Genomic DNA, 19,105 nt, shown 5'->3' with positions numbered 1-19,105 from the left:
GCGCAAGCCCATTGGGCCAAGGTCTACACCGTCCGTGCGCGGGGAGATCAGCTTGCGGCGATCTGCTTGTAGAACACGGTGGTGTCGCAGAACCCGCCCTTCGGCCACAGGGCATAGTTCGGGATGATTCCGGACCGCGTCCAGCCGGCGCGCTCGTAGAGGCGCTCCGCGTCCCCGCCCGTCACCGTGTCGAGCACGAGCACGGTCTTGCCGGCCGCTCGGGCCGCGTCCTCGGCGGCCCGCATGAGGGCCGCGCCGATGCCGCGCTTTCGCGCCCCGCTGTGGACGAGCATCTTGGCGATGTCGGCCCGGTGCGGCTGGTTCTCCGGCTGCCTGAGCACGACCTGCACGGTGCCGACGATCCGGCCCGACGCCTCGTCCTGGGCGACGAGCAGGATGCGCTCGCCGGCCGCGACCCCGTCGGCGACGCCCTGCCAGAAGACGTCGGCTCTCTCCTGCGTCAGGGGCGACATGAAGCTCACCGAGGCGCCGCCCTCGACGCAATCGATCAGGACGGCCGACAGGGCGCCGATCTGCTCCCGGGCGTCCTGCGGTGAGAGGGACACGATGATGGTCGGCACGGTCATGGGGCTCCTCGGCGCGGAAGGGCGGATGCGGATCCGGCGCGCCCGTCCGTGGCGAGCGCCACCACGTAGCGGGCGGGCCGATCGGCATGGTTGCGGAAGACGGTCGGCCGGCCGAGGCGCATGGACAGGCAGTCGCCGGTCGCCAGATGATGGGTTTCGTCGCCCAGGGTCAGGTCGATCGCGCCCTCGACGATCCAGATCTGCTGGTGCACCGGCGCGGCGCGGTGGCCCGTGTCGTAGGCCACCCGCGCGCCGGGCGGAAGGACCACCTCGACAAGCTCGATCGGCGAAGCGAAGCCGGGCGCCGACAGGTTGCGGCGGGTATAGCCGCTGTCCGGGTCGCGCCACACGCGCTGATCGGCCCGACGCGCGAGGGGCGACGCGTCGGCGCTGTCCTGTTCGGCGAAGAGGGACGCCAGGGTGACGCCGAGGCCTGCGGCCAGCCGGTCGAGCACGGCCGCCGTCGGGCTGCTCTCGCCGCGCTCGATCAGGGAGATCATGGACCGGCTCACCCCGGTGCGCTCGGCGAGCCCATCCATGGTCAGGCCGCTCGCCGCGCGCAGGCTGCGCAGGCGCTCGGCCAGGTGGGCGTTGAGGATGGAGGTTTGATCCATCAAAATAGATTAGATATCCAATATATTGGAGTCAAGAGTGACGCTTCAGCGTCCGGCAAGCCTCCGTCGCTAAGACAGACGTCCCGACGCGACGCGCGGCGGGCCCGAAGGCTGCGGTTTGCTGTGGATCATGCCCGGACGGTCCATTGCCCTCGGCGGAACAAAAGAAGATTTTCAGAGCATGTCGAACGTGATCCCTCTCGCTCCGCGCCTGAAGCCAGGACGCCCCGCCGCCGCGGAGGCCGAGGAGAGGGCCGCGCTCGCCGCCGACCTGATCGACCTGATCGACCGGGTGAGAGACCTGACCGAACACGTGGCCGGCCTGCCGGGCCCGGCCCTGCAGATCCAGCAGACCGCCCAGCAGCTGCTCGATGCCGGCACCGCCCTCGAGCGGGCCGTCGATTCCCTCACCGAGGGCGGCGAGTGGGTGCCGTTCTAGAGCATCGGACGTGAACCGCGGACCCACTTTTGGGATCGGGGCCGCAGCATGTCATGGCCGGGCTCGTCCCGGCCATCCCGATCGGAAAGGCGCCGCGCTTCACCGTATCGGGATCACCGGGACAAGCCCGGTGATGACGGGGAGAGATGGAGCAAGCTCCAACGCTCTCATGCCCTATTTCAGCGCCTCCAGCCGCTCCCCGGCCTGGGCGACGCCCATGGCGCGGGCGCGGGCATAGAGCTCCCGGGCCCTGGCGGCATCGCCCCGGATCCCCAGCGCGCCCAGGCGGGTCAGCACGTTCGGATCGAAGGTTTCGGCCAGCACGAAGGCTGCGCGGGGATTGGCACCGTCCAGGGCGCGCTCGAGAAGCAGGCGGGCGCCGCTCACATCGCCCTTATGGAACAGCTCCTCCGCGCGCAGGATCAGGCGCTCGTCCGGGTTGGCCGGCGCCGCGGCCGTTGCGCCCGGACCCGTGGCGGGGCTTTGCGCCTTCGCCGGAGGCGCCGCCGCGGCGCCGAGCGGCAGGGGCTCGATCCCGTCCGGCAGAGCCGCGACCACCACGGCGGGCGGCTGCTTCGGCGATACGGCCGAGGTGACGTCCAGCAAAACCCGCCCGGCCTCCGCCCATGACGGCCTCGACTCCGCGGCCGGCGGAGATGGAGGAGCCGGGGGAGCCTGAGCGGGCGTTTCCGGGGCAGGCAGGGCAAGGGGAGGCACGGCAGAGAGAGCCAGGGCAAGCGGCGGCTCGGTCCCCGTGGCCGCGAGGCGGAACACCACCGGGGTGGCGCTCGGACGACGGGGCTCCTGGAGCGTGTCCAGCGCCTCCGCCGTGTCCAGCAGTTCCTGGGTCAGCATGTCGCTGCGGGTCCGGGCCCAGGCCAGGGCCTTCTCCAGCTCGGCGGTCCGGCGGGCCTCCGCGGCAATCCTCTCGTCGCTGGCGGCCTGCAGGTCGCGCAGCTTCTTGTGGGCGCCGGCGAGCTCGCGCTCGACCCTGTCCCTGCGCTCCCGTTCCTGACGCAGAAGCGCGTCCCGCTCGGACGCGGTCGCGGCCACGGAAGCCCTGTCCTGCTCCAGGGCGTCCTGCAGGGAGCGGATCTGCTCCCGAAGTCCGTCCGCCTCCAGCCGGGCGGCCTGGCTCCGGTCGTGCTCCCTCTGCAGATCCTGCTGCACCCCGGAGGCGGCGAGCGCCTGGGAGTCCTGCTCCTGCTTCAGGCGCGCCTCGAGAGCGCCGTGCTCCTGCATGAGGGACGTCAGGGATTGCGAGACCGTGGTGCTGAAGGAGCGTTCCTGGTCCAGGGCCTCCTGCATGTCGGCGAGGTTGACCGGGACCGGCCCGGCAGGGACCGGACAGGATGGCGCGGCCGTGGCCGGTTCCGCGGCGGCCGGTTCCGGCGCAAGCTTCGCTTCGCCCCGGATGCCGAGCCCCTGCAGGGTGGCGACGAGGTCCGGATTGTTCAGGTGGTCGACGAGAACGATCGCCAGGGTGCCGACCTCGATGGCCGAGTTGAGCGTGTCCTCGGCCCTCTTCCGGTCGCCGGTGCGGATGGAGGTTTCGAGCTCCGCCGCGAGCTGCCGCCGGTCCGGCGAGGTCAGGAGCAGCGGGAGAAGGGTCATGAGGTTGTCCGATCCGTCCGCCGCCGGACCGGCGGTGTTCGGGATGCCCTGTGCGGATGCGGGCCCGAGAAGAGCCGCGCCGATCAACGTGGTGGCCAGCAGCTCGGCGGTGAACGATTTCAAATCAAATGTCTTGTGCCCAATCATGTCGGACCTCCTTCGGTGGCCGCCAGAGGCTGCGTGCCCGGCCTCTGGCTTCGGTCCTGCCTTGGTGTCTCGGCGCACCGTGCGCAAAGTGGCCCAGGTTTTCGCATCGAACGATGCGCCGCTGAGGAACCGAGCATCGGATCGATCCTGAAAGTGCCTGCCACGTTCAGGTCCGCTGCTCAGTCTTGCCGGGTGACGCGACGGGCGGATCGTTGCCGATCGCTCTGCCAGGCGAGGAATTCCCGGAACAGGACCTCCCGCTGCTCGGCCGAGACGTCGATGCCTCTACCCTTCAGGAAGCTCTCGAAGCTCTGGCCCTGGGGCGAGGGCTTGCTGGCGGTGGCAGCCCGGTCGAGCCAGGCCTGGGCGGGCCTCACCCGCTCCCAGCCGGGCACGTCGGCCGCGAGATTGACCTCCTTCCACTTGGGATGCCGGCCTGGCTGCAGGAACTCGTCGAACCGGGAAAAGAAAGCGTCGACGAAACGCTTGACGCGGTTGTAGCGGTCGGAGTTCTCGGGCCAGTTGAACACGGCCAGCAGGCTGCCGACCGCCAGGGTCTCGACGGGTTTGTCCTTGTCGACGAGCTGCGGATAATCGGCGTTCGCGAAGCGCGCCGGGAAATAGCTTTCCGCGATCTCGCCCTCAAACGGGATCGACAGAAGGTGGAAGCGGCCGTCGGTCTGGAACTCGGCGATCGCCCGGACCGGGCGTCCGGCCACGTAGACGGCCGCCTGGATTTCACCCGACTTGAGCTTCGCATAGGACGAAGCCTGGTCGAAGGTGGTCATCTCGGGCTTGATCCCGAGCTTGTCGAAGATCAGCCGGGAGGTCAGGTTGGTGCCGCTGCCGACCTTGTCGATGTTCACCTTCTTGCCGTCGAGCTGGCGGATGTCGGTGATCTCCCGGTCGGCGATGATGTGGACCTCCTCGTTGTAGAGGCGGGTGATGAAGCGCAGGCGCCGCACCGCGTCGTTCTGGAGGTTCTCCGCCTTCAGCTGCTCGCGCGCGTCCATCTGCACGATCCCGATGTCGACCCCGCGCAGGAACATGATGTCGCGCAGGTTCTGCAGCGAGCCGCGCCCGATCATCGGCAGGACCCTCAGGTCCTCGCCGTCGAGCACGTTGGCGAGATCGGCCGCGATGCGGATATAGGTGCCGTCCGCCCCGCCCGAGATCACCCCGAGCGTGCCCGCATTGGCCCGGGCCGGGTTGAACGCCGGCGCCGGCTGGGCCGGTGCCGTCTGGGCGGGCGCCGCGAGGGTGCCGGACACGAGCGCGGCCGCCACGACGGCGGCCCGGAGAGAGAAATGGCGGAAAAATCTGCCAACGGGAGACCAGGTGTTCACGCGACCCGACATTCTTCATCCTCCCCTGGATGAGCCTTGCGGCGGCTTGTCGATCCGATCGTTCTGTGCTCGTCCCTATCGATGAAAATATGCGTTAAGCAACGATGAAACAAAACGAAAGAAATCTCATCGTATGCTCCTCAATGGGTTGGTCAATTGAGCTTTGAGGACGGAGTAATACTCAATAAGTGCTATGCGATAATCAAAAAGAGATATGTTTTATCTTTATATTCCTTGAAGGGGCGGAAGTTCTCATCTGGGCCTCAGGGTTTACCCGGATTCCCCCGCAGGATTCCCGCAGATTCGCAGCCCAGGCCGGCCCGCAAAATTGTAAGCGCCCGGCGCCACTTTTAACGGTCCGTTAACCATAAACGGTCGAAATCATGGGGAATTAAAGGAATCTGTACTCCCGTGACCATTGCCGTTCGCAACCGTCCTTCTCTTCGCTTCCGTGGCAGGTCCTTCATGGCCCTGGTCCTCGCGCCCGAAGTGCCGCTGAGAGACTGGCTCGAAGATCTCGACGCCGTATCGGAACGTTCGCCCGGCTTCTTCACCGGGCGGCCCATCATCGCCGACGTCTCGTCGCTGAAGCCGTCGAAATCCGAGCTGAAGTTCCTCCTGGCCGCGTTCAAGATGCGCAACATCCGCATCATCGGCCTCGAAGGCGCGGCTCCCGAGAACGTCGATGGCGACATGCCGCCCCCGATCACCGGCGGCAAGCCGACAGGCGAGATCGACGTGCCGGATGCCGCCAGCGCGGCGGTCGCGGCCGCCGGCACGCCCTTCGCCGACGCGCCCGTGCCCGAGAAGTCGCTGCTCATCGAAGGCTCCGTGCGGTCGGGCCAGTCGATCCTGCATCCCGAGGGCGACGTGACGGTGCTGGGCTCCGTCGCGTCCGGTTCGGAGATCGTCGCGGGCGGCTCGATCCATGTCTACGGGTCCCTGCGCGGCCGCGCCATCGCGGGCTGCACGGGCAACGGCCGCGCGCGCATCTTCTGCCGGAAATTCGAAGCCGAATTGATTGCGATCGATGGGCTCTACAAGACCGCTGACGATCTGGGAGGCAAGTTCCTCGGTCAGCCTGTGCAAGTGAACCTGGATGGCGATTCGATCATCCTGAAAACAATGGATTGAGAGAAAGAGGGCGACAATGGCCAAAGTCTTGGTCGTAACTTCCGGCAAGGGTGGCGTTGGCAAGACAACGTCTTCGGCGGCACTGGGCGCGGCGCTGGCGCATGGCGGCGAGAAGGTCGTGGTCATCGATTTCGACGTCGGCCTGCGCAACCTGGACCTCGTCATGGGGGCCGAGCGCCGCGTGGTGTTCGACCTCATCAACGTGGTGCAGGGCGACGCGAAGCTCAATCAGGCGCTCATCCGTGACAAGCGGATGGAGAACCTCTCCCTGCTGCCCGCCTCGCAGACCCGCGACAAGGATGCGCTCACGGAAGAGGGCGTGGCGCGCGTCCTCAACGAGCTGCGCGAGAAATTCGACTGGATCATCTGCGACAGCCCGGCCGGCATCGAGCGCGGCGCCACCATGGCCATGCGCCACGCGGACGTTGCGGTCGTCGTGACGAACCCGGAAGTTTCTTCCGTCCGCGATTCCGACCGCATCATCGGCCTGCTCGATTCCAAGACGGAATTGGCCGAGAAGGGCGGGCGCATCGAGAAGCACCTGCTGCTCACCCGCTACGATCCGGCCCGCGCCGAGCGCGGCGAGATGCTGAAGGTGGAGGACGTGCTGGAAATCCTCTCGATCCCGCTCATCGGCATCATCCCCGAGAGCGAGGAGGTGCTGCGCGCCTCGAACGTCGGCTCGCCGGTGACCCTCAACAATCCGGCCAGCGCGCCGGGCCGGGCCTATTTCGACGCCGTGCGCCGCCTCAAGGGCGAGACCGTCGAGCTGACCATCCCGACCGACAAGAAGGGATTGTTCGGCAAATTGTTCGGACGGAGGGCTGCATGAGCCTTTTGAGCTTCTTCAACCGGCGCACCTCGGCGCCCGTCGCGCGGGAGCGATTGCAGATCCTGCTCGCGCACGAGCGCGGCATCGTCGGCGGCAAGCCCGATCTGGTGGCGCAGCTGCGGGAAGAGATCCTGGCCGTGGTCCGCCGCCACGTCATGGTCGAGCAGGACAACGTTCAGGTGAAGATGAACCGCGATTCCGACATCTCGACCCTCGAGATCGAGATCGAGATCCCGGCGCCGGCCGGGGCGACCGCCTGACATCCATGAGCATCGGCTGATCGGCCCCCGCCTGCGCGGGGGCCGTTTTCGTTGGAGCATCGGAATCGATCCCAAAAGTGGACACCACTTTTGGGATCGATTCCGATGCTCAATCCCTTGAGGGGCGCACCGTTCGACGCGAAAAACCGGGTCCACTTTTTCGCACGGTGCGCTAGGGCTGCTGCTTGCCCCAGACGCCGATCTTCGCTTCGCGGGCCTTCTCGGCCGCGGCCTTGAGCTCGGGCGTCGCATCGTCGGTCGGCCGCCCGCCGCCGTTGAACAGCACCACGCGGGACAGGTCCTGTCCGCCGACCTGGCAGCGGTAGACGTCGTTTCCGCCCACCTGATCGCAGGCCACTTCGCGGCCGTTGAGGTACTGGGTCAGGTCCTCGGGCTTGCCGGCGCCGGGCGCCCATTCGACCCCGAACAGGCGCACTACTTCCCCGTTCAGGGACAGGGTCGCCGTATCGATCACGTCCGGCACCCCGCGCAGCGCCCCCGTGGATCCGGTCGAGCCGGTGCTCGAAGGCTCCGGCTCCCGGATCGGGCTCGCCGCTGCGGCGGTGGCTGCGGCGGACGCGCCCGCGCCGGCCCGGGGCGCGGGCGCGTCCTCGCCCCGGAACAGGACGGCGCCGACCCCCAGGAGAGCGAGAACGGCCACCGCGCTGAGCGCGAGGGCGGGCCGCTTCCAGGAACGGGTGCGCATGTCGCCGAAGACGATCCGCTCATGCTCCTCCGCGACCGGGACCGGATGGTCGTCCGCCGGGCTTGCAGCGCCGTGATCGGCGGCGCCGTCCGCCTTGAGTGTCCCGGGCGTGCCGCGCGGCCATTCCGCCGACGGCAACCTGGGGCCTTGATCGTCAGGGGCGGGTTCCGGCCGCGCCGGGGGCTCGACCGCCTCCTCCGGTGCCAGGGCCGCCTCGGCCGCCGGCGGCTGCTTGGGGTCGAGGCTCATCCAGTCGCGCTTCGGCTTCTCGCGGGGCCGGGGCGGTTCTCCCTCGGCCGCGAGCGAGGCCGCGTCGGGCTTCGCCGGCCGGAACAGCACCGGGTATTTCAGGCGCAGCTCGTCCACGAGATCGTGCAGCGTGAACTCCGCCGTCTTCCCGTCCCTCTCGATCGTGCGCGGCCGGCCCTCGTGATCGATGATGGTGAGCTTGAGCGCGCCGTCCGCCTCGGACGGGCGCACGGAGGATTCGATGATCAGCTCGAGCGCGCGGCGGGCGTCGTCGGTGGGATGAAACCGGTCGAGCTCCCCGTGGATGGTCTCGCGCATCCTGTCGCGCATGCGGGCCCAGTTGCGGCGCGGCTCCGCCTTCGGATCGCGGGTCATGGTGTCGTCATTCATGCAAAGCGCCCTCCGAGGCACGGTTTCGGCGGCGGTCCTGGCCGAGCAGCGTGCTGTGCTCCGCCACGATGACCGGCTTGTCGCCGATGAACTGAACGATGAGCTGAAGGGCGCCGGTGCCCTGCGAGACGCGCCGCCGCTTGGGCGAGGAGGCGGTGAAATCGAACACCGCATGCACGGTGCAGATCTCGCCGGCCGGGTTGCACACGGTCCCGATCCCGTCCGGGCGCGGGCGGTAGTCGCGCTCGGGCCAGCGCCGCACGAAGCGCCGCTTCTCGTTGAAGAGCCTCTGCATGGTCACCTCGCGACCATGGAAGAGGATCCGGGGCGCATAGAAGGCCGCCGTGGCTTCCAGCGCGACGTCGTTCGAGGCCGACCAGGACTGGAGGTAATCGATGGCGAAGTTTTTCGCCACGGACGCCCGGTCGCCGCGCTTGTCGGCATCGGGGTCCTTCTGCGGCCGCGCCGTGACCGTGGGAGCCGACGGGGTCGCCGCGGGCGGCGGCTCGGCCTGCCGGACAGGCGGCGCGTCAGGCCGGGCGACCGGCTCCTGGGGTTGCGCCGATCGGGTCGGCGGGGCCTCAGGGGCGGGAAGCGGTGCGGGGGGCGGTGTCGCGGCCTGCGGGGCCGGGGCGGCCGGCAGTGGGGCGGCCGGCGCTGGGCTCGCGGGCGGGGAGGGCGGCGGGGAGGCCGCGCCCGCGGCCGGGGGATCGACCCAGGTCCGACCCGTCTGCGCCATAGCCATGGGGGGCGCGGCCGTCAGCAGCGCCAGGAGGGCAGTGATCGATGTCAGCGGCCGACCGATCTGCATGCGTTTCCAATTGGCCTCTTCTTCAAGAAAGGGTGACCGGGGAAAAGCCACCCGAAGGCTTCTCGGTTCCATCAGCCGCCCGGACAGGAGGGTTCCGGCCCGGGCAGCGTGCAACAGCTCAGTTTGACGATGATTCGGTGATGAAAAAACGGCAGGCTTCGGAGCCGCCGTCAGAGCTGCGCGACGTCGACGGAGCCGACCCCGGAGAGCCCGATGGCCTGCGCGGAGGCTTTCGACAGGTCGATGACGCGGCCATGGGCATAGGGACCACGATCATTGATGCGAACCACCACGGACTTGCCGGTCTGCCGGTTCACGACCCGCACCCGCGTGCCGAAGGGCAGGGTGCGGTGGGCGGCGGTCAGATCGTTGGTGTTGAAGGTTTCGCCGCTCGCGGTGCGCCGGCCGTGGAAGCCCGGTCCGTACCAGGAGGCGCGGCCGCTCTGGATGACCTTGCTGGACGATGCGTCAGGGTCCGCATGAGCGGAAGGAGACAAGACAATCGTCGATCCGGAGATGAAGAGACTGAAGAGCGCGAGCGTTACCTTACGTTGATCCACAATGCATTCCCTTGATTGTTATCGATGGGACGCAAAATGGAGGCTAATAGGGCAACATTAAGACGATATAATCATTCGCATTATCGGGTGTATAGCCTCAGTATCGAACTGCGCTATGCAATTGATCTATGTTGATAGTGTAACGGTCAAGCCGATAGGCAAATTGAACGCAAACAACATCTCGCGTGATTGCTTGGCCTCGTGTGCCTGCTTACTGGGATGCGTCCGGCCCAGCTTTGCGCGGCGGAAGAGTCGTGAGCCAGAGGGCAAGAACGAGCGCCACCGCGAGCAGGAGGGTCACCAGGGCCGCCACCCCGGGCCAGCCGCCGTGAATCCAGAACACGCCGCCCAGGGTGCCGATGGCGCTGGAGCCCAGATAGTAGCAGAACAGATACAGGGCGGAGGCCTGGGCCTTCCCGGTCAGGGCCCGGCTTCCGACCCAGCTGCTGGCGACGGAATGCGCGCCGAAGAACCCGAAGGTGACGGCCACGATCCCGGCCAGGATGAGCGCCATGTGGTGGAAGAGGGTGAGGGCCACGCCGGCGAGCATGATCGCGATCATCGCCCACAGAACCCGCCTGCGGCCCAGGCGTCCGGCCAGTTCGCCGATCCAGGCGGAGCTCAAGGTTCCGATCAGGTAGGCGGAGAAGATCGCCCCGATGGCGGTCTGGCTCAGGGAATAGGGCGCCTCCGTCAGGCGGTAGCCGAGATAATTGTAGATCGTCACGAAGCCGCCCATGAGGAGGAAAGCTTCGGCAAACAGGGCTCGCAGGCCGGGATCGCGCAGGTGCTCCCTGAAGGAGCCCAGCAGCTCCGCCGGACGGGCCGGGCGGGGTTGGAAATGGGCGGAAGCGGGCAGACTCCGCCAGGCCGCAACCGCCGATGCAAGGCCCACGGCTCCGATCAGCCCGATGGCGAGCCGCCAGGAGCCGAGATCCGTCAGCCATCCGCTGACGATCCGCCCCGCCATGCCGCCGACCGCATTGCCGCCGATGAAGAGCCCCATGGCGAGCCCGATGGATTTCGGATCGACTTCCTCGCTCACATAGGCCATGGCGACGGCCGGAAGGCCGCTCAGGGTGACGCCGATGAGCATGCGGGCGACGAGGAGGCTGGCCCAGTTCGGGGCGGCCGCCGAGAGAAGGGTCAGCAGCGCCGAGGCGAACAGCGAGGCCACCATGACGGGCTTGCGACCCCAGACGTCGGACAGGGATCCGGCCGCCAGCATGGCCACGGCGAGAAGACCGGTCGAGAGCGACAGGGACAGGCTGCTGACGGCGGCGCTGACATGGAATTCCTGCGAGAATTCCGGCAGCAGGGGCTGTACGCAATACAGGATGGCAAAGGTCGAGAATCCGGCTGCGAACAGGGCGAGGTTCAGCCGGCGAAAGGCGGGGGTCCCGCTCACCAGACGGCTTGGTGTCTCCGGCATCTGCTCCTGCATGAACTCATTCCGCATGCCTGCTCGATGGACAGGCTTGCCACACGATCCAGGCACCAGGCTCTTCGAGGCTTCCATGCTTAGAGCGCAAGTGTCAGCCCGTCGATTGATCGACCCATTCCCCAGAAGCATGGACTATCTGCCGAGTTTGCACTTCTCGGCACGCCAAAACAGTATTCTATCCGCATTCATATCCTCCAAACTCGAGACCTTCAGGCTCGTCGCTTCGCCGCGCGAGCCTCATTTTTTGAGCTCTTCATGACCTCCGACCCCGTTGCCCGGACGAACCCGGCTCCGCCTGTGCCCTCCGGCGCGCCGGCCTCTCCGTTGCGGGGGATCCTGTTCCTGATCGCCTCCACGATCGTGTTTTCCGTGGCTGACGTCATCACGAAGCAGCTCGCTTCCACCCTGCCGCCGCCGGAAGTGGCCTGGATGCGCTATGTCACCTTCGCGCTCGTCATCATCCCGGTCGTGCTGATCAAGGGCGGCGCCACCCTGCTGCGCTCTCGGCGGCCGGGCCTTCAGGTGCTCAGAGGTCTGGGCATGGTGGGCTCGTCCATCATGTTCATCCAGAGCCTGCCCCATCTGCCCGTGGCCGATGCGACGGCGATCTTCTTCGTCTCGCCGATCCTGATCATGGCGCTCTCCGTGCTGTTCCTCGGCGAGACCGTCGGCTGGCGGCGCTGGAGCGCAGCGGCGATCGGCCTCATCGGGGTCATGATCGTGGTGCGTCCCGGCGCGGGCACCTTCCAGCCGGCGGCCTTCCTGCCGATCATCAGCGCGTCGAGCTGGGCCATCGGCGCCGTGGTGACCCGCAAGATCAACGGTGACCAGGCTCTCACGACGCTCGCCTATTCGGCCTCGGTCGGCAGCCTCGTTCTGAGCGTGCTCATGCCCTTTCACTGGGTGACTCCCAACGGAACCGAGATCGCGCTCGGCCTGTGCATGGGCGTCCTGTTCGCGATCGGCCACGGGTTCGTGGTGCTGGCCTATCGCCACGGCAATGCGTCTCTGATCGCGCCGTTTTCCTATGTCCAGCTGATCTGGGCCGGCACGCTCGGCTATCTGGTCTTCGGGTCGCTGCCGGACTCCTGGACGGTCACCGGGGCCTGTCTCATCGCCGTGAGCGGCTTCTACACGGCTTACCGGGAGCGCGTCCGCGCCCTGCAGAAGAGATTTTCAGCCTGACCGCCTCAGGTCCCCGAATGCACGACGCGCAGACGCGGGCGGGCGGTGCGACTGTAGAAGTTGAGCTCCACAAATTCCCCATCGGCCGGGCCTTCGACGAGCCGGTAGCCGAACTGCTCCACCAGGGCACGCACCTGGCCCAGATTCTCGTTGGAGATCCTGCGTGTGAATTCCGTCAGATCCTGGCTCATCAGTGCGGCGACGATCCCGATCTCGACGCCCTGGTCGAAATCGGCGCTGCGCGCCGGAAAACGAAGCCGCATACCCTCAGCGAGATGGATGTGGTGCATGGGATCCTGGACAGTTCACGCCTACAACTGGCAGCGTTTATCCGGCACAAGATCCTACCGGTTGCTTAAAGTCCCGCAGCCCGGGGGCGGAGGGCAGGGGTGTGGTTAATCCTTCGTGCAGAGGCATGCCATGGATCCCGGACGGCAGCTTTGCAGTTATCCCGGGAGGGCAGTGACGTAACGGCCTGGTGGGTTCGGCACCGCCGTCTCTTGCAACAGGAGTGAGGCGCAGCATGACGCGGCTTTTGATGGGGATCATCCTGGCAACCGGTCTGATCGGGTCCGCCGCCCAGGCGGCCGATGTAAGGACGACCACACGGTTCGAGACCGGCCGGCTTCAGCCCGGCCGCGCGATCGCCCGACTCGCCGACCAGGGGCTGGGCTATTCCGTGCTGCATGACGCGCCGAGCGGCCCGCAGGGCTTCTACCGGGTGCACGTGACCTGCGCCATCGACGAGACCTTCATGCAGACCTACTGCCCCACGCCGGCCTATGTCTCCGCGTGCCCCCGGGCCCGGATCGCCTGCGCGGACGGCGGCGGGAGCGTCCGGGCGTTGCGGCTGAAGTACTGAAACGAACCCCGTGACGGTCCCGATCGATCACCCTGCTCCGGGCTTTGCCGGAGCGGGTGGCTCGTTCTCGGCAATCCTGCCTTGTATTCGCCGCATCGAGGCCCTAGATAGCTCCTATCGACATTTGGCCGGACAATCGGGCCGTTACGCCTTGGCCTTCCAGGCGCACGTTCAGACACTCTTCCCAAACATCGACGAACCCGAGCGCGAGGTCGTGCGGTTGCACGCCCTTGGCTCACGTGCATATCAGCCTTACCAAGGATACTCCCATGATTTCGGGCACTGTTAAGTTCTACAACGACCAGAAGGGCTTCGGCTTCATCCAGCCGGACGACGGCAGCAAGGACGTGTTCGTTCACGCCACCGCGCTCGAGCGCGCCGGCATCCGCGGCCTGCGCGAGGGCCAGAAGGTCTCCTTCGACACCGCCGAAGACCGCCGCTCCGGCAAGGTCGCCGTCAACAACATTCAAACGGCGTAATGTCGCTTGACCAGGCTTGGCCTCTGCGCCGCCTCCCGAAGCCGCCCCTCAAGGGCGGCTTTTTGCTTATTCTCGAAAGGAGTCTCCCGTGAGCCACAAATATTCCATGGGGCAACTCGTTCATGCCGCCGCAGCCCATTTCGCGGATCGCACGAGCGGAACCTATGAGATCGTTCGCCTGATGCCGGAGAACAGCGCTGGCGAGCTGGGCTATCGGATCCGCGACACCCTGAGCGGCACTCAGCGTGCGGTCGGAGAATCGGAAATCCGGGCCGTCGGGGCAAAGCAGACCGGCCGCACTCATTGAGTCTTACCTTCCGGATCGCGGCATATTAAGAACGCCGGCGTTCAGCGTGGGCTCGGTGACCTTGCAAGACACGAAACCAAGCGGCGTCTATGGGACGCCTCCGGGCGAACTGGCCGACGTTCCGGCTGGAGCCATCCAGTTCTCGCCTCTGATCCCCGGTTCCGGATCGCTGGAACGGCAGGAGGATGGCTCTCTCGACCGCATGGTCGTCCTGGCCCCGCCTGGAACGGTGGAACGGCGCTACACCGTCGCCCTGGCCCTGCGGGCGCTTGCCCCGGGCGGGTCCCTGACGGTTCTGGCGCCCAAGGACAAAGGCGGTTCGCGGATCCGCAAGGAACTCAACGGTTTCGGCTGTGACGTCGCCGAGACGTCCCGTCGTCATCACCGCATCTGCACCGGTGCACGGCCTGCACGTCCGGTCGGACTCGAAGATGCCCTGGCCGAGGGCAGCCCCCGGGTCGACGACGCCTTGGGGCTCTGGACATGGCCCGGCGTCTTCAGCTGGAACCGCCTCGATCCCGGCAGCGCCCTCCTGGAGCAGACCCTGCCGTCCTTGAGCGGTCGGGGAGCGGATTTCGGCTGCGGCATCGGTATTCTCGCCCGGACGGTCCTGGCCTCCCCGGCGGTGGAACGCCTGACCCTGATCGACATCGACCGTCGCGCCGTCGACATGGCCTGGCGCAACGTGGAGGAACCGCGGACTGAGGTCCGCTGGGCCGATATCCGCAGCGGCCTCGACCTGAAAGGCCTCGATTTCGTGGTGATGAATCCGCCGTTCCATGATGGCGGCGCCGAGGATCAGAGCCTCGGGCAGGCCTTCATCCGCCGGGCCGCGGAGGCTCTCCGACCGGGCGGGGTTCTCTGGCTCGTCGCCAACCGACACCTTCCCTACGAGGCCGTGTTGAAAAGCCTGTTCAAGCGCGTGACGCCGAAGGTCGAGGCGAACGGCTACAAGATCTACGAGGCCGCCCGATGAGCAAGGTTCCGACGCTGCGTCTCGACCGGCTCCTGGCCAATATGGGCTATGGCTCGCGCCGGGAGGTCCAGTCGCTGGTCGACGCGGGTCTGGTCACTCTGGACGGGGTCGAGATCGAGGATTCCGATCGGCGCATCGCCGTGACGCGCGACCTCTCGGAGCGGATGCGCATCCAGGGCAAGCCGCTCGACCCGCCTCCCGGTCTGGCCCTGATGCTGCACAAGCCCCTGGGCATCACCTGTTCGCACAAGGAGGCCGGCCCCTTGGTCTACGGCCTGCTTCCCGAGCGCTGGCGCCGGCGCGATCCGGCCATCTCGACGATCGGACGGCTCGACAAGGACACGTCGGGGCTGCTGCTCATGACCGACGACGGCGCTCTGCTGCACCGGATCATCTCGCCCCGGGCCAACATCTCCAAGCGCTACCGCGTGACGCTCGACCGTCCCCTGCGAGGCGACGAGGCGGAGATCTTCGCGGCCGGGACCCTGATGCTGGAGGGCGAGGACAAGCCCCTCCTGCCGGCGCGGCTGGAGGTCATGTCCAGCACCAGCGCCACCCTGACCCTGACGGAAGGCCGCTATCATCAGGTCCGGCGCATGTTCGCGGCGCTCGGCAACCATGTCACGGCCCTGCATCGCGACCGGATCGGCGGTCTGGCCCTGCCGGAGGACCTGGAGCCGGGGCGGTACCGCCTGCTCGGCGAGGCCGACCTCGCCCAGGTCCTGCCGCGTGCCGCAGGCGGCTGAGGCTGGTTCCGCCCGCGCGGCTCAAGGCGTCGCCGCGGCGATGAGCCCGGCGGTGTCGTAATATTCCTCGAAATCGACTGCCTTCCCGTTATGGAACCGCCAGATGTCGACCTTGCGGGTGTCGGCCACCTTGCCAGTGCCCTTATGGCGCCAGACCGCCCGCCCCACCACGGCCACACGGTCGTTCTGGGCAATGAAATCGTCCATGGCGTGGGAGATCATCTCCCAGTCGCGCATCAGGTCATCGAGATAGGCGCGCACGCCCGCCTTGCTGGTCCGGCGGGCCGTGAAGGGCACTTGCGGCGAACCTTCCGCGAGGGAGCCGAGGGTGACATCATCGGCAATGATGTTCATCCAGCATTCGCAATCGCGGCCTCTGCTCTCCACCCATCGGGCATAGGCTTCACGAAGAAGGGAAACATGGTCGTTCGGGGCTGCCATTGAGCTCTCCTATGGAAAGCGATTCTGAGCGGGTCGCCCGGACGGCATCTTGAGGCAGGATCTGCCGTCGGCGCAATGTCTCTTCAGGCGCAGCTCAAGCGTGACGGGCTTGGAGCGGACCTCGTATGCGCCCGCTTCGGTTGCTCTGAGGCCTCCGATCGGGTTAGGGAGAGAGGTTGCCCGCCATGGAGTACCATTCGCTCGGATGAACAGAGCATTGGCCCGACCCCGCGTCTCGTTCGCCATCGTGCAGGCGTTGCTTGGACTGATGTTCCTGGCGTGGCTGCCGGCGATCGATCATGCGGGTGCGGAGACCTCCTTTCCCCTTCAGCTCGAGAAAGCTTTTCTGCTGATCGATGGCTCCGACAGCGGAGAGACGGAGCGGGAGAGCGGTCCGGAGGAATGGAGTGACGGCGACGGAACCTCAGAGGTTTTTGCGCCGGCAGATGGGGCTTGCCCCCTCCTGATCAACGCCCGAGGGGCAGGGGCTGGCATCGACCCCTGGCGGTTCATCAACTTCAACCTTCTCGGATCCCTGCGTGCGACGGGGCCACCCGCCCTTTGATCGCAGCCTGGCTTGTCCGGAAGCCAAGTCCGCATGTTTCCGGTCGATTGCGTCATGCGCCTGATACGGCGCTCCCCTGTTATTCGAGAACGGCTTTCAACCGCATTTCGCCCCTGCATCGGCCGTCGCCGGTGGGCGGGCGAACCTCCGTTGCCGCTGAGCTCGACCGTCATTCAAGTTCCCCGTCATGGAAGCCCTTTTCCCTCAAGTTCTCAAACTGCTCGGCATCATCTGGATCAACGTGATCCTGTCCGGTGACAACGCCGTGGTCATTGCGCTCGCCTGCCGCGGCCTGCCGGAAGACAAGCGCCGGATCGGCATGATCCTCGGCGCCGGCGTCGCCGTGGGCCTTCGGATCGTCTTTACGGTCCTGGTCGCGGCGCTCCTTGCGACGCCGTTCCTGAAAATCGTCGGCGGCCTCCTCCTCCTCTGGATCGCCGTGAAGCTCCTGAAGGGAGACGAGGACGAAGGCGGCGTCAGGGAAACCGACCGCCTCTGGCATGCGGTCTGGACCGTGGTGGTCGCCGACGCGGTCATGAGCCTCGACAACGTTCTGGCGATTGCCGCGGTGGCGCAGGATTCCACAGCCCTTCTCGCCATCGGCCTCGCCATTTCCATCCCGCTCATCGTGGCCGGGGCGGCTCTCATCATGGCCCTGCTGGACCGGATGCCCCTTCTCGTCTGGGCCGGGGCGGCCCTCCTGGGCTGGGTGGCCGGGGAGATGCTGATCTCGGATCCGTGGCTGATCGAACGGCTCGGTCAGGACCTTAGCCACAAGGCCGAGATTCCCACCGCCATCGTGGGGGCCGCCCTGGTGCTCGCTCTCGGCTATGTCTCCCGGCAGCGGGCCGCCACTGACGAGACCTGACGCCACGCGGGCTGGATCCTGCGGCCTTCTCGCGTCGCGGCCGTCCCTGCTCCGGGACGGCCGCATCTGCCTCTGTCGGCAGAGGTTGCCCTCCGGGCCGTTATCGGGTAGGGAAGAAACAGGCCCATCGCCGCAAGCACCCGTAGCTCAGCTGGATAGAGCGTTGCCCTCCGAAGGCAAAGGTCACACGTTCGAATCGTGTCGGGTGCGCCATTCATTTTCAATGACATAGCTGTAGAAGCTGTATGTTTCCGATGGCTTCGGGTAAGCAACAGGTGACCGAGCGAGGCTGCTTCGATGATTGGCTTCGGCCCGTCATCGCGATTTCAGCCCAAGCCCGACCTCCGAAAACGACGATTATGTTTCGAATTATTCCTCCCATCGCTGCTCTGTCGGCTTCATTTGGCACCGATGCCGCGAATCTCATTCGCGGCACAAGCAGGACGGGACCAGAGGTCGTCCTTGCTCTCGGCACTGAGAGGCGTCTCGACGACGGGTCAGCTTCCTACATTCCGAGTTCGTGGTCGATATGGAGCCCTGTGCGCCAGAAGGTAAGTTCGGACTTTCTCGGCCCACGGGGACTGCGGATCTCGTGAAGATCGTCGGTCTGTGGCGGGAGCTCGGTGACCACTTGGGCGGCGTAACCAGACACTGTGTCAACCCAAAGGAGAATGCATTCTCCAGCGACTTCGATGGTTCAACCGAAGGTGTTTGATCCCGGGGTTTGGCGGTGCGATAGTTCAAGGAGGCTATGGCTCGATCCTGAGCCTCCTTGATAAGATTGATCGTTAGATGACGAAGAAGTCGGCTGCGGTCATCTTGAGGTTCTTGGAGAGCGTGGCGATCTGCGCCTGGAGCGAGCTGCCAGTGCCATCCTGATCGTAGTACAGGATGCCCTTTTTCCTGTCGTAGATAATGCGGTCGGAGGCATCGTGCGCCGCCTCACCGATCCAGAACATCTCTTTCGACAGCTTCGACGGCTTAGCCTCTGTCCCCTTCTTGCCCAAGGCCTTGAAGGCACTGTTCTCGACCCAGATCGTATCGTCCTTGACGTTGAAGTCGACAATCTTATCCCAATTGATGTTCTTCGCATTGCTCTTGGCTTCGAACACGAAGATGTCATGCCCTGAGCCGCCCTTGAGCTTATCCTTGCCAGTTCCACCCCAGAGCCGGTCGTTGCCGCCGAAGCCGTTGATGGTATCGTTGCCCGCTCCGCCGTTGATGACGTCGTTGTTGGCGGACGTTCCGTTCAGAACGTCGTTGCCGCTCGTGCCGGTGAGGCTGCCGCCCGGCGTCGGGGACGGAGTGGGCGTCGGGGACGGAGTGGGCGTCGGGGACGGAGTGGGCGTCGGGGACGGCGTGGGCGATGTCGTCGAGCCCGGAGTCCAGTCCGGAAGGTCCGCACCGGTCTCCAGCGAGAGGTTCTTGACCTGCACGGCCAGGGTCTCGGGCGCCGTGCCGCGGTAGATGCCGGTCTTCCACAGATAGGCGGTCTGGTCGTAGTAGCCGACCTTGCCGTCGTAGTTGACCACCTGCTTGTCGT

General features: G+C 66.5%; 23 protein-coding genes and 1 tRNA gene. 13 read left to right on the top strand and 11 right to left on the bottom strand.

Annotation, left to right across the window (positions count from 1 at the left end; all coding sequences use genetic code 11):
- Positions 1–47 precede the first annotated feature (47 nt).
- Together OCW50_RS17865 and OCW50_RS17860 are read right to left on the bottom strand one after the other, a co-directional pair.
- Complete coding sequence (locus OCW50_RS17865) at positions 48–587, bottom strand: GNAT family N-acetyltransferase (RefSeq protein WP_373371469.1); 540 nt, start codon at positions 585–587, stop codon at positions 48–50.
- The gene (locus OCW50_RS17860; RefSeq protein WP_262298499.1) at positions 584–1,201 is read right to left on the bottom strand and encodes a helix-turn-helix domain-containing protein; all 618 of its coding nucleotides are present in this window, start codon (positions 1,199–1,201) and stop codon (positions 584–586) included. Before OCW50_RS17860 ends, OCW50_RS17865 begins: the two co-directional genes overlap by 4 nt.
- Before the next feature lie 181 nt (positions 1,202–1,382).
- On the opposite strand from OCW50_RS17860, the gene OCW50_RS17855 reads away from it, so the two are divergent.
- On the top strand, positions 1,383–1,640 hold the full coding sequence (locus tag OCW50_RS17855) for a hypothetical protein (RefSeq protein WP_262271122.1): 258 nt from the start codon (positions 1,383–1,385) through the stop codon (positions 1,638–1,640).
- A 174-nt stretch (positions 1,641–1,814) separates the two neighbouring features.
- On the opposite strand, the gene OCW50_RS17850 is transcribed toward OCW50_RS17855, so the two are convergent.
- Both OCW50_RS17850 and OCW50_RS17845 read right to left on the bottom strand, forming a co-directional pair.
- Entirely contained in the window at positions 1,815–3,401 is a 1,587-nt protein-coding gene (locus tag OCW50_RS17850) for a hypothetical protein (protein WP_262298498.1), read from the bottom strand.
- Positions 3,402–3,580: 179 nt separating this feature from the next.
- The gene (locus OCW50_RS17845; RefSeq protein WP_262298497.1) at positions 3,581–4,759 is read right to left on the bottom strand and encodes a TAXI family TRAP transporter solute-binding subunit; all 1,179 of its coding nucleotides are present in this window, start codon (positions 4,757–4,759) and stop codon (positions 3,581–3,583) included.
- 453 nt (positions 4,760–5,212) lie between these two features.
- On the opposite strand from OCW50_RS17845, the gene minC reads away from it, so the two are divergent.
- The 3 genes from minC to minE are packed head-to-tail and all read left to right on the top strand — an operon-like array spanning position 5,213 to position 6,973.
- Positions 5,213–5,881: a septum site-determining protein MinC gene (gene minC / locus OCW50_RS17840; RefSeq protein WP_262271125.1), complete on the top strand. Its 669-nt coding sequence runs from the start codon at positions 5,213–5,215 to the stop codon at positions 5,879–5,881.
- 16 nt (positions 5,882–5,897) lie between these two features.
- Complete coding sequence (gene minD / locus OCW50_RS17835; RefSeq protein WP_173946374.1) at positions 5,898–6,713, top strand: septum site-determining protein MinD; 816 nt, start codon at positions 5,898–5,900, stop codon at positions 6,711–6,713.
- On the top strand, positions 6,710–6,973 hold the full coding sequence (gene minE, locus OCW50_RS17830) for a cell division topological specificity factor MinE (protein WP_262271126.1): 264 nt from the start codon (positions 6,710–6,712) through the stop codon (positions 6,971–6,973). The genes minD and minE overlap by 4 nt, the downstream gene beginning before the upstream one ends.
- A gap of 172 nt (positions 6,974–7,145) precedes the next feature.
- Here minE and OCW50_RS17825 read toward each other — a convergent pair whose 3' ends face one another.
- The 4 genes from OCW50_RS17825 to OCW50_RS17810 form a co-directional block, all read right to left on the bottom strand.
- Positions 7,146–8,318 carry a hypothetical protein gene (locus OCW50_RS17825; protein WP_262298496.1) on the bottom strand — a complete coding sequence of 391 codons (1,173 nt, stop codon included), beginning with the start codon at positions 8,316–8,318 and terminating at the stop codon, positions 7,146–7,148.
- Positions 8,311–9,129 carry a hypothetical protein gene (locus tag OCW50_RS17820; protein ID WP_262298495.1) on the bottom strand — a complete coding sequence of 273 codons (819 nt, stop codon included), beginning with the start codon at positions 9,127–9,129 and terminating at the stop codon, positions 8,311–8,313. Before OCW50_RS17820 ends, OCW50_RS17825 begins: the two co-directional genes overlap by 8 nt.
- A 170-nt stretch (positions 9,130–9,299) precedes the next feature.
- On the bottom strand, positions 9,300–9,632 hold the full coding sequence (locus OCW50_RS17815; protein WP_262271150.1) for a septal ring lytic transglycosylase RlpA family protein: 333 nt from the start codon (positions 9,630–9,632) through the stop codon (positions 9,300–9,302).
- A gap of 268 nt (positions 9,633–9,900) precedes the next feature.
- Entirely contained in the window at positions 9,901–11,148 is a 1,248-nt protein-coding gene (locus OCW50_RS17810; protein WP_262298494.1) for an MFS transporter, read from the bottom strand.
- Between the two features lie 240 nt (positions 11,149–11,388).
- Here OCW50_RS17810 and OCW50_RS17805 point away from each other — a divergent pair, with 240 nt between their 5' ends.
- A complete protein-coding gene (locus tag OCW50_RS17805; RefSeq protein WP_262298493.1) occupies positions 11,389–12,318 on the top strand; it encodes a DMT family transporter in 930 nt (309 codons plus the stop codon).
- 5 nt (positions 12,319–12,323) lie between these two features.
- Here the strand turns inward: OCW50_RS17805 and OCW50_RS17800 are convergent, their stop codons facing one another.
- Entirely contained in the window at positions 12,324–12,608 is a 285-nt protein-coding gene (locus OCW50_RS17800; RefSeq protein ID WP_262271131.1) for a hypothetical protein, read from the bottom strand.
- A 233-nt stretch (positions 12,609–12,841) separates the two neighbouring features.
- Here OCW50_RS17800 and OCW50_RS17795 point away from each other — a divergent pair, with 233 nt between their 5' ends.
- The 5 genes from OCW50_RS17795 to OCW50_RS17775 all read left to right on the top strand — a co-directional run bounded on the left by OCW50_RS17795 (position 12,842) and on the right by OCW50_RS17775 (position 15,688).
- Complete coding sequence (locus OCW50_RS17795) at positions 12,842–13,180, top strand: hypothetical protein (RefSeq protein ID WP_262271132.1); 339 nt, start codon at positions 12,842–12,844, stop codon at positions 13,178–13,180.
- Between the two features lie 269 nt (positions 13,181–13,449).
- Positions 13,450–13,659, top strand: coding sequence for a cold-shock protein (locus tag OCW50_RS17790; RefSeq protein WP_009763033.1), 210 nt, complete (start codon positions 13,450–13,452; stop codon positions 13,657–13,659).
- A gap of 88 nt (positions 13,660–13,747) precedes the next feature.
- Positions 13,748–13,966, top strand: a complete 219-nt coding sequence (locus OCW50_RS17785) for a hypothetical protein (RefSeq protein WP_262298492.1) — start codon at positions 13,748–13,750, stop codon at positions 13,964–13,966.
- 61 nt (positions 13,967–14,027) lie between these two features.
- Positions 14,028–14,942: a class I SAM-dependent methyltransferase gene (locus OCW50_RS17780; protein WP_373371473.1), complete on the top strand. Its 915-nt coding sequence runs from the start codon at positions 14,028–14,030 to the stop codon at positions 14,940–14,942.
- On the top strand, positions 14,939–15,688 hold the full coding sequence (locus OCW50_RS17775) for a pseudouridine synthase (protein ID WP_262298490.1): 750 nt from the start codon (positions 14,939–14,941) through the stop codon (positions 15,686–15,688). The genes OCW50_RS17780 and OCW50_RS17775 overlap by 4 nt, the downstream gene beginning before the upstream one ends.
- Before the next feature lie 21 nt (positions 15,689–15,709).
- On the opposite strand, the gene OCW50_RS17770 is transcribed toward OCW50_RS17775, so the two are convergent.
- Positions 15,710–16,129, bottom strand: coding sequence for a nuclear transport factor 2 family protein (locus OCW50_RS17770; protein WP_262298489.1), 420 nt, complete (start codon positions 16,127–16,129; stop codon positions 15,710–15,712).
- Between the two features lie 217 nt (positions 16,130–16,346).
- Here OCW50_RS17770 and OCW50_RS17765 point away from each other — a divergent pair, with 217 nt between their 5' ends.
- The 3 genes from OCW50_RS17765 to OCW50_RS17755 all read left to right on the top strand — a co-directional run bounded on the left by OCW50_RS17765 (position 16,347) and on the right by OCW50_RS17755 (position 17,775).
- A complete protein-coding gene (locus tag OCW50_RS17765; protein WP_262271137.1) occupies positions 16,347–16,694 on the top strand; it encodes a hypothetical protein in 348 nt (115 codons plus the stop codon).
- A 187-nt stretch (positions 16,695–16,881) separates the two neighbouring features.
- Positions 16,882–17,562, top strand: a complete 681-nt coding sequence (locus OCW50_RS17760) for a TerC family protein (RefSeq protein ID WP_262271138.1) — start codon at positions 16,882–16,884, stop codon at positions 17,560–17,562.
- A gap of 136 nt (positions 17,563–17,698) precedes the next feature.
- Positions 17,699–17,775, top strand: a tRNA-Arg gene (locus OCW50_RS17755).
- A 575-nt stretch (positions 17,776–18,350) separates the two neighbouring features.
- Here OCW50_RS17755 and OCW50_RS17750 read toward each other — a convergent pair.
- A partial coding sequence (locus OCW50_RS17750; protein WP_315974445.1) for a calcium-binding protein occupies positions 18,351–19,105 on the bottom strand: 755 nt, incomplete at its 5' end.

It is taken from the genome of Microvirga sesbaniae (genome assembly GCF_025460805.1).
Taxonomy (GTDB): Bacteria; Pseudomonadota; Alphaproteobacteria; order Rhizobiales; family Beijerinckiaceae; genus Microvirga; species Microvirga sesbaniae.
Note: the sequence above shows the minus strand (reverse complement) of the source record. Positions and strands in the feature narration are given on the sequence as shown.

Excerpts from the sequence above, each read along its gene's own strand:
- OCW50_RS17865 (WP_373371469.1), bottom strand. The coding sequence starts at position 587 with ATGACCGTGCCGACCATCATCGTGTCCCTCTCACCGCAGGACGCCCGG.
- OCW50_RS17860 (WP_262298499.1), bottom strand. The coding sequence starts at position 1,201 with ATGGATCAAACCTCCATCCTCAACGCCCACCTGGCCGAGCGCCTGCGC.
- OCW50_RS17855 (WP_262271122.1), top strand. The coding sequence starts at position 1,383 with ATGTCGAACGTGATCCCTCTCGCTCCGCGCCTGAAGCCAGGACGCCCC.
- OCW50_RS17850 (WP_262298498.1), bottom strand. The coding sequence starts at position 3,401 with ATGATTGGGCACAAGACATTTGATTTGAAATCGTTCACCGCCGAGCTG.
- OCW50_RS17845 (WP_262298497.1), bottom strand. The coding sequence starts at position 4,759 with ATGTCGGGTCGCGTGAACACCTGGTCTCCCGTTGGCAGATTTTTCCGC.
- minC (WP_262271125.1), top strand. The coding sequence starts at position 5,213 with ATGGCCCTGGTCCTCGCGCCCGAAGTGCCGCTGAGAGACTGGCTCGAA.
- minD (WP_173946374.1), top strand. The coding sequence starts at position 5,898 with ATGGCCAAAGTCTTGGTCGTAACTTCCGGCAAGGGTGGCGTTGGCAAG.
- minE (WP_262271126.1), top strand. The coding sequence starts at position 6,710 with ATGAGCCTTTTGAGCTTCTTCAACCGGCGCACCTCGGCGCCCGTCGCG.
- OCW50_RS17825 (WP_262298496.1), bottom strand. The coding sequence starts at position 8,318 with ATGAATGACGACACCATGACCCGCGATCCGAAGGCGGAGCCGCGCCGC.
- OCW50_RS17820 (WP_262298495.1), bottom strand. The coding sequence starts at position 9,129 with ATGCAGATCGGTCGGCCGCTGACATCGATCACTGCCCTCCTGGCGCTG.
- OCW50_RS17810 (WP_262298494.1), bottom strand. The coding sequence starts at position 11,148 with ATGCGGAATGAGTTCATGCAGGAGCAGATGCCGGAGACACCAAGCCGT.
- OCW50_RS17805 (WP_262298493.1), top strand. The coding sequence starts at position 11,389 with ATGACCTCCGACCCCGTTGCCCGGACGAACCCGGCTCCGCCTGTGCCC.
- OCW50_RS17800 (WP_262271131.1), bottom strand. The coding sequence starts at position 12,608 with ATGCACCACATCCATCTCGCTGAGGGTATGCGGCTTCGTTTTCCGGCG.
- OCW50_RS17795 (WP_262271132.1), top strand. The coding sequence starts at position 12,842 with ATGACGCGGCTTTTGATGGGGATCATCCTGGCAACCGGTCTGATCGGG.
- OCW50_RS17790 (WP_009763033.1), top strand. The coding sequence starts at position 13,450 with ATGATTTCGGGCACTGTTAAGTTCTACAACGACCAGAAGGGCTTCGGC.
- OCW50_RS17775 (WP_262298490.1), top strand. The coding sequence starts at position 14,939 with ATGAGCAAGGTTCCGACGCTGCGTCTCGACCGGCTCCTGGCCAATATG.
- OCW50_RS17770 (WP_262298489.1), bottom strand. The coding sequence starts at position 16,129 with ATGGCAGCCCCGAACGACCATGTTTCCCTTCTTCGTGAAGCCTATGCC.
- OCW50_RS17760 (WP_262271138.1), top strand. The coding sequence starts at position 16,882 with ATGGAAGCCCTTTTCCCTCAAGTTCTCAAACTGCTCGGCATCATCTGG.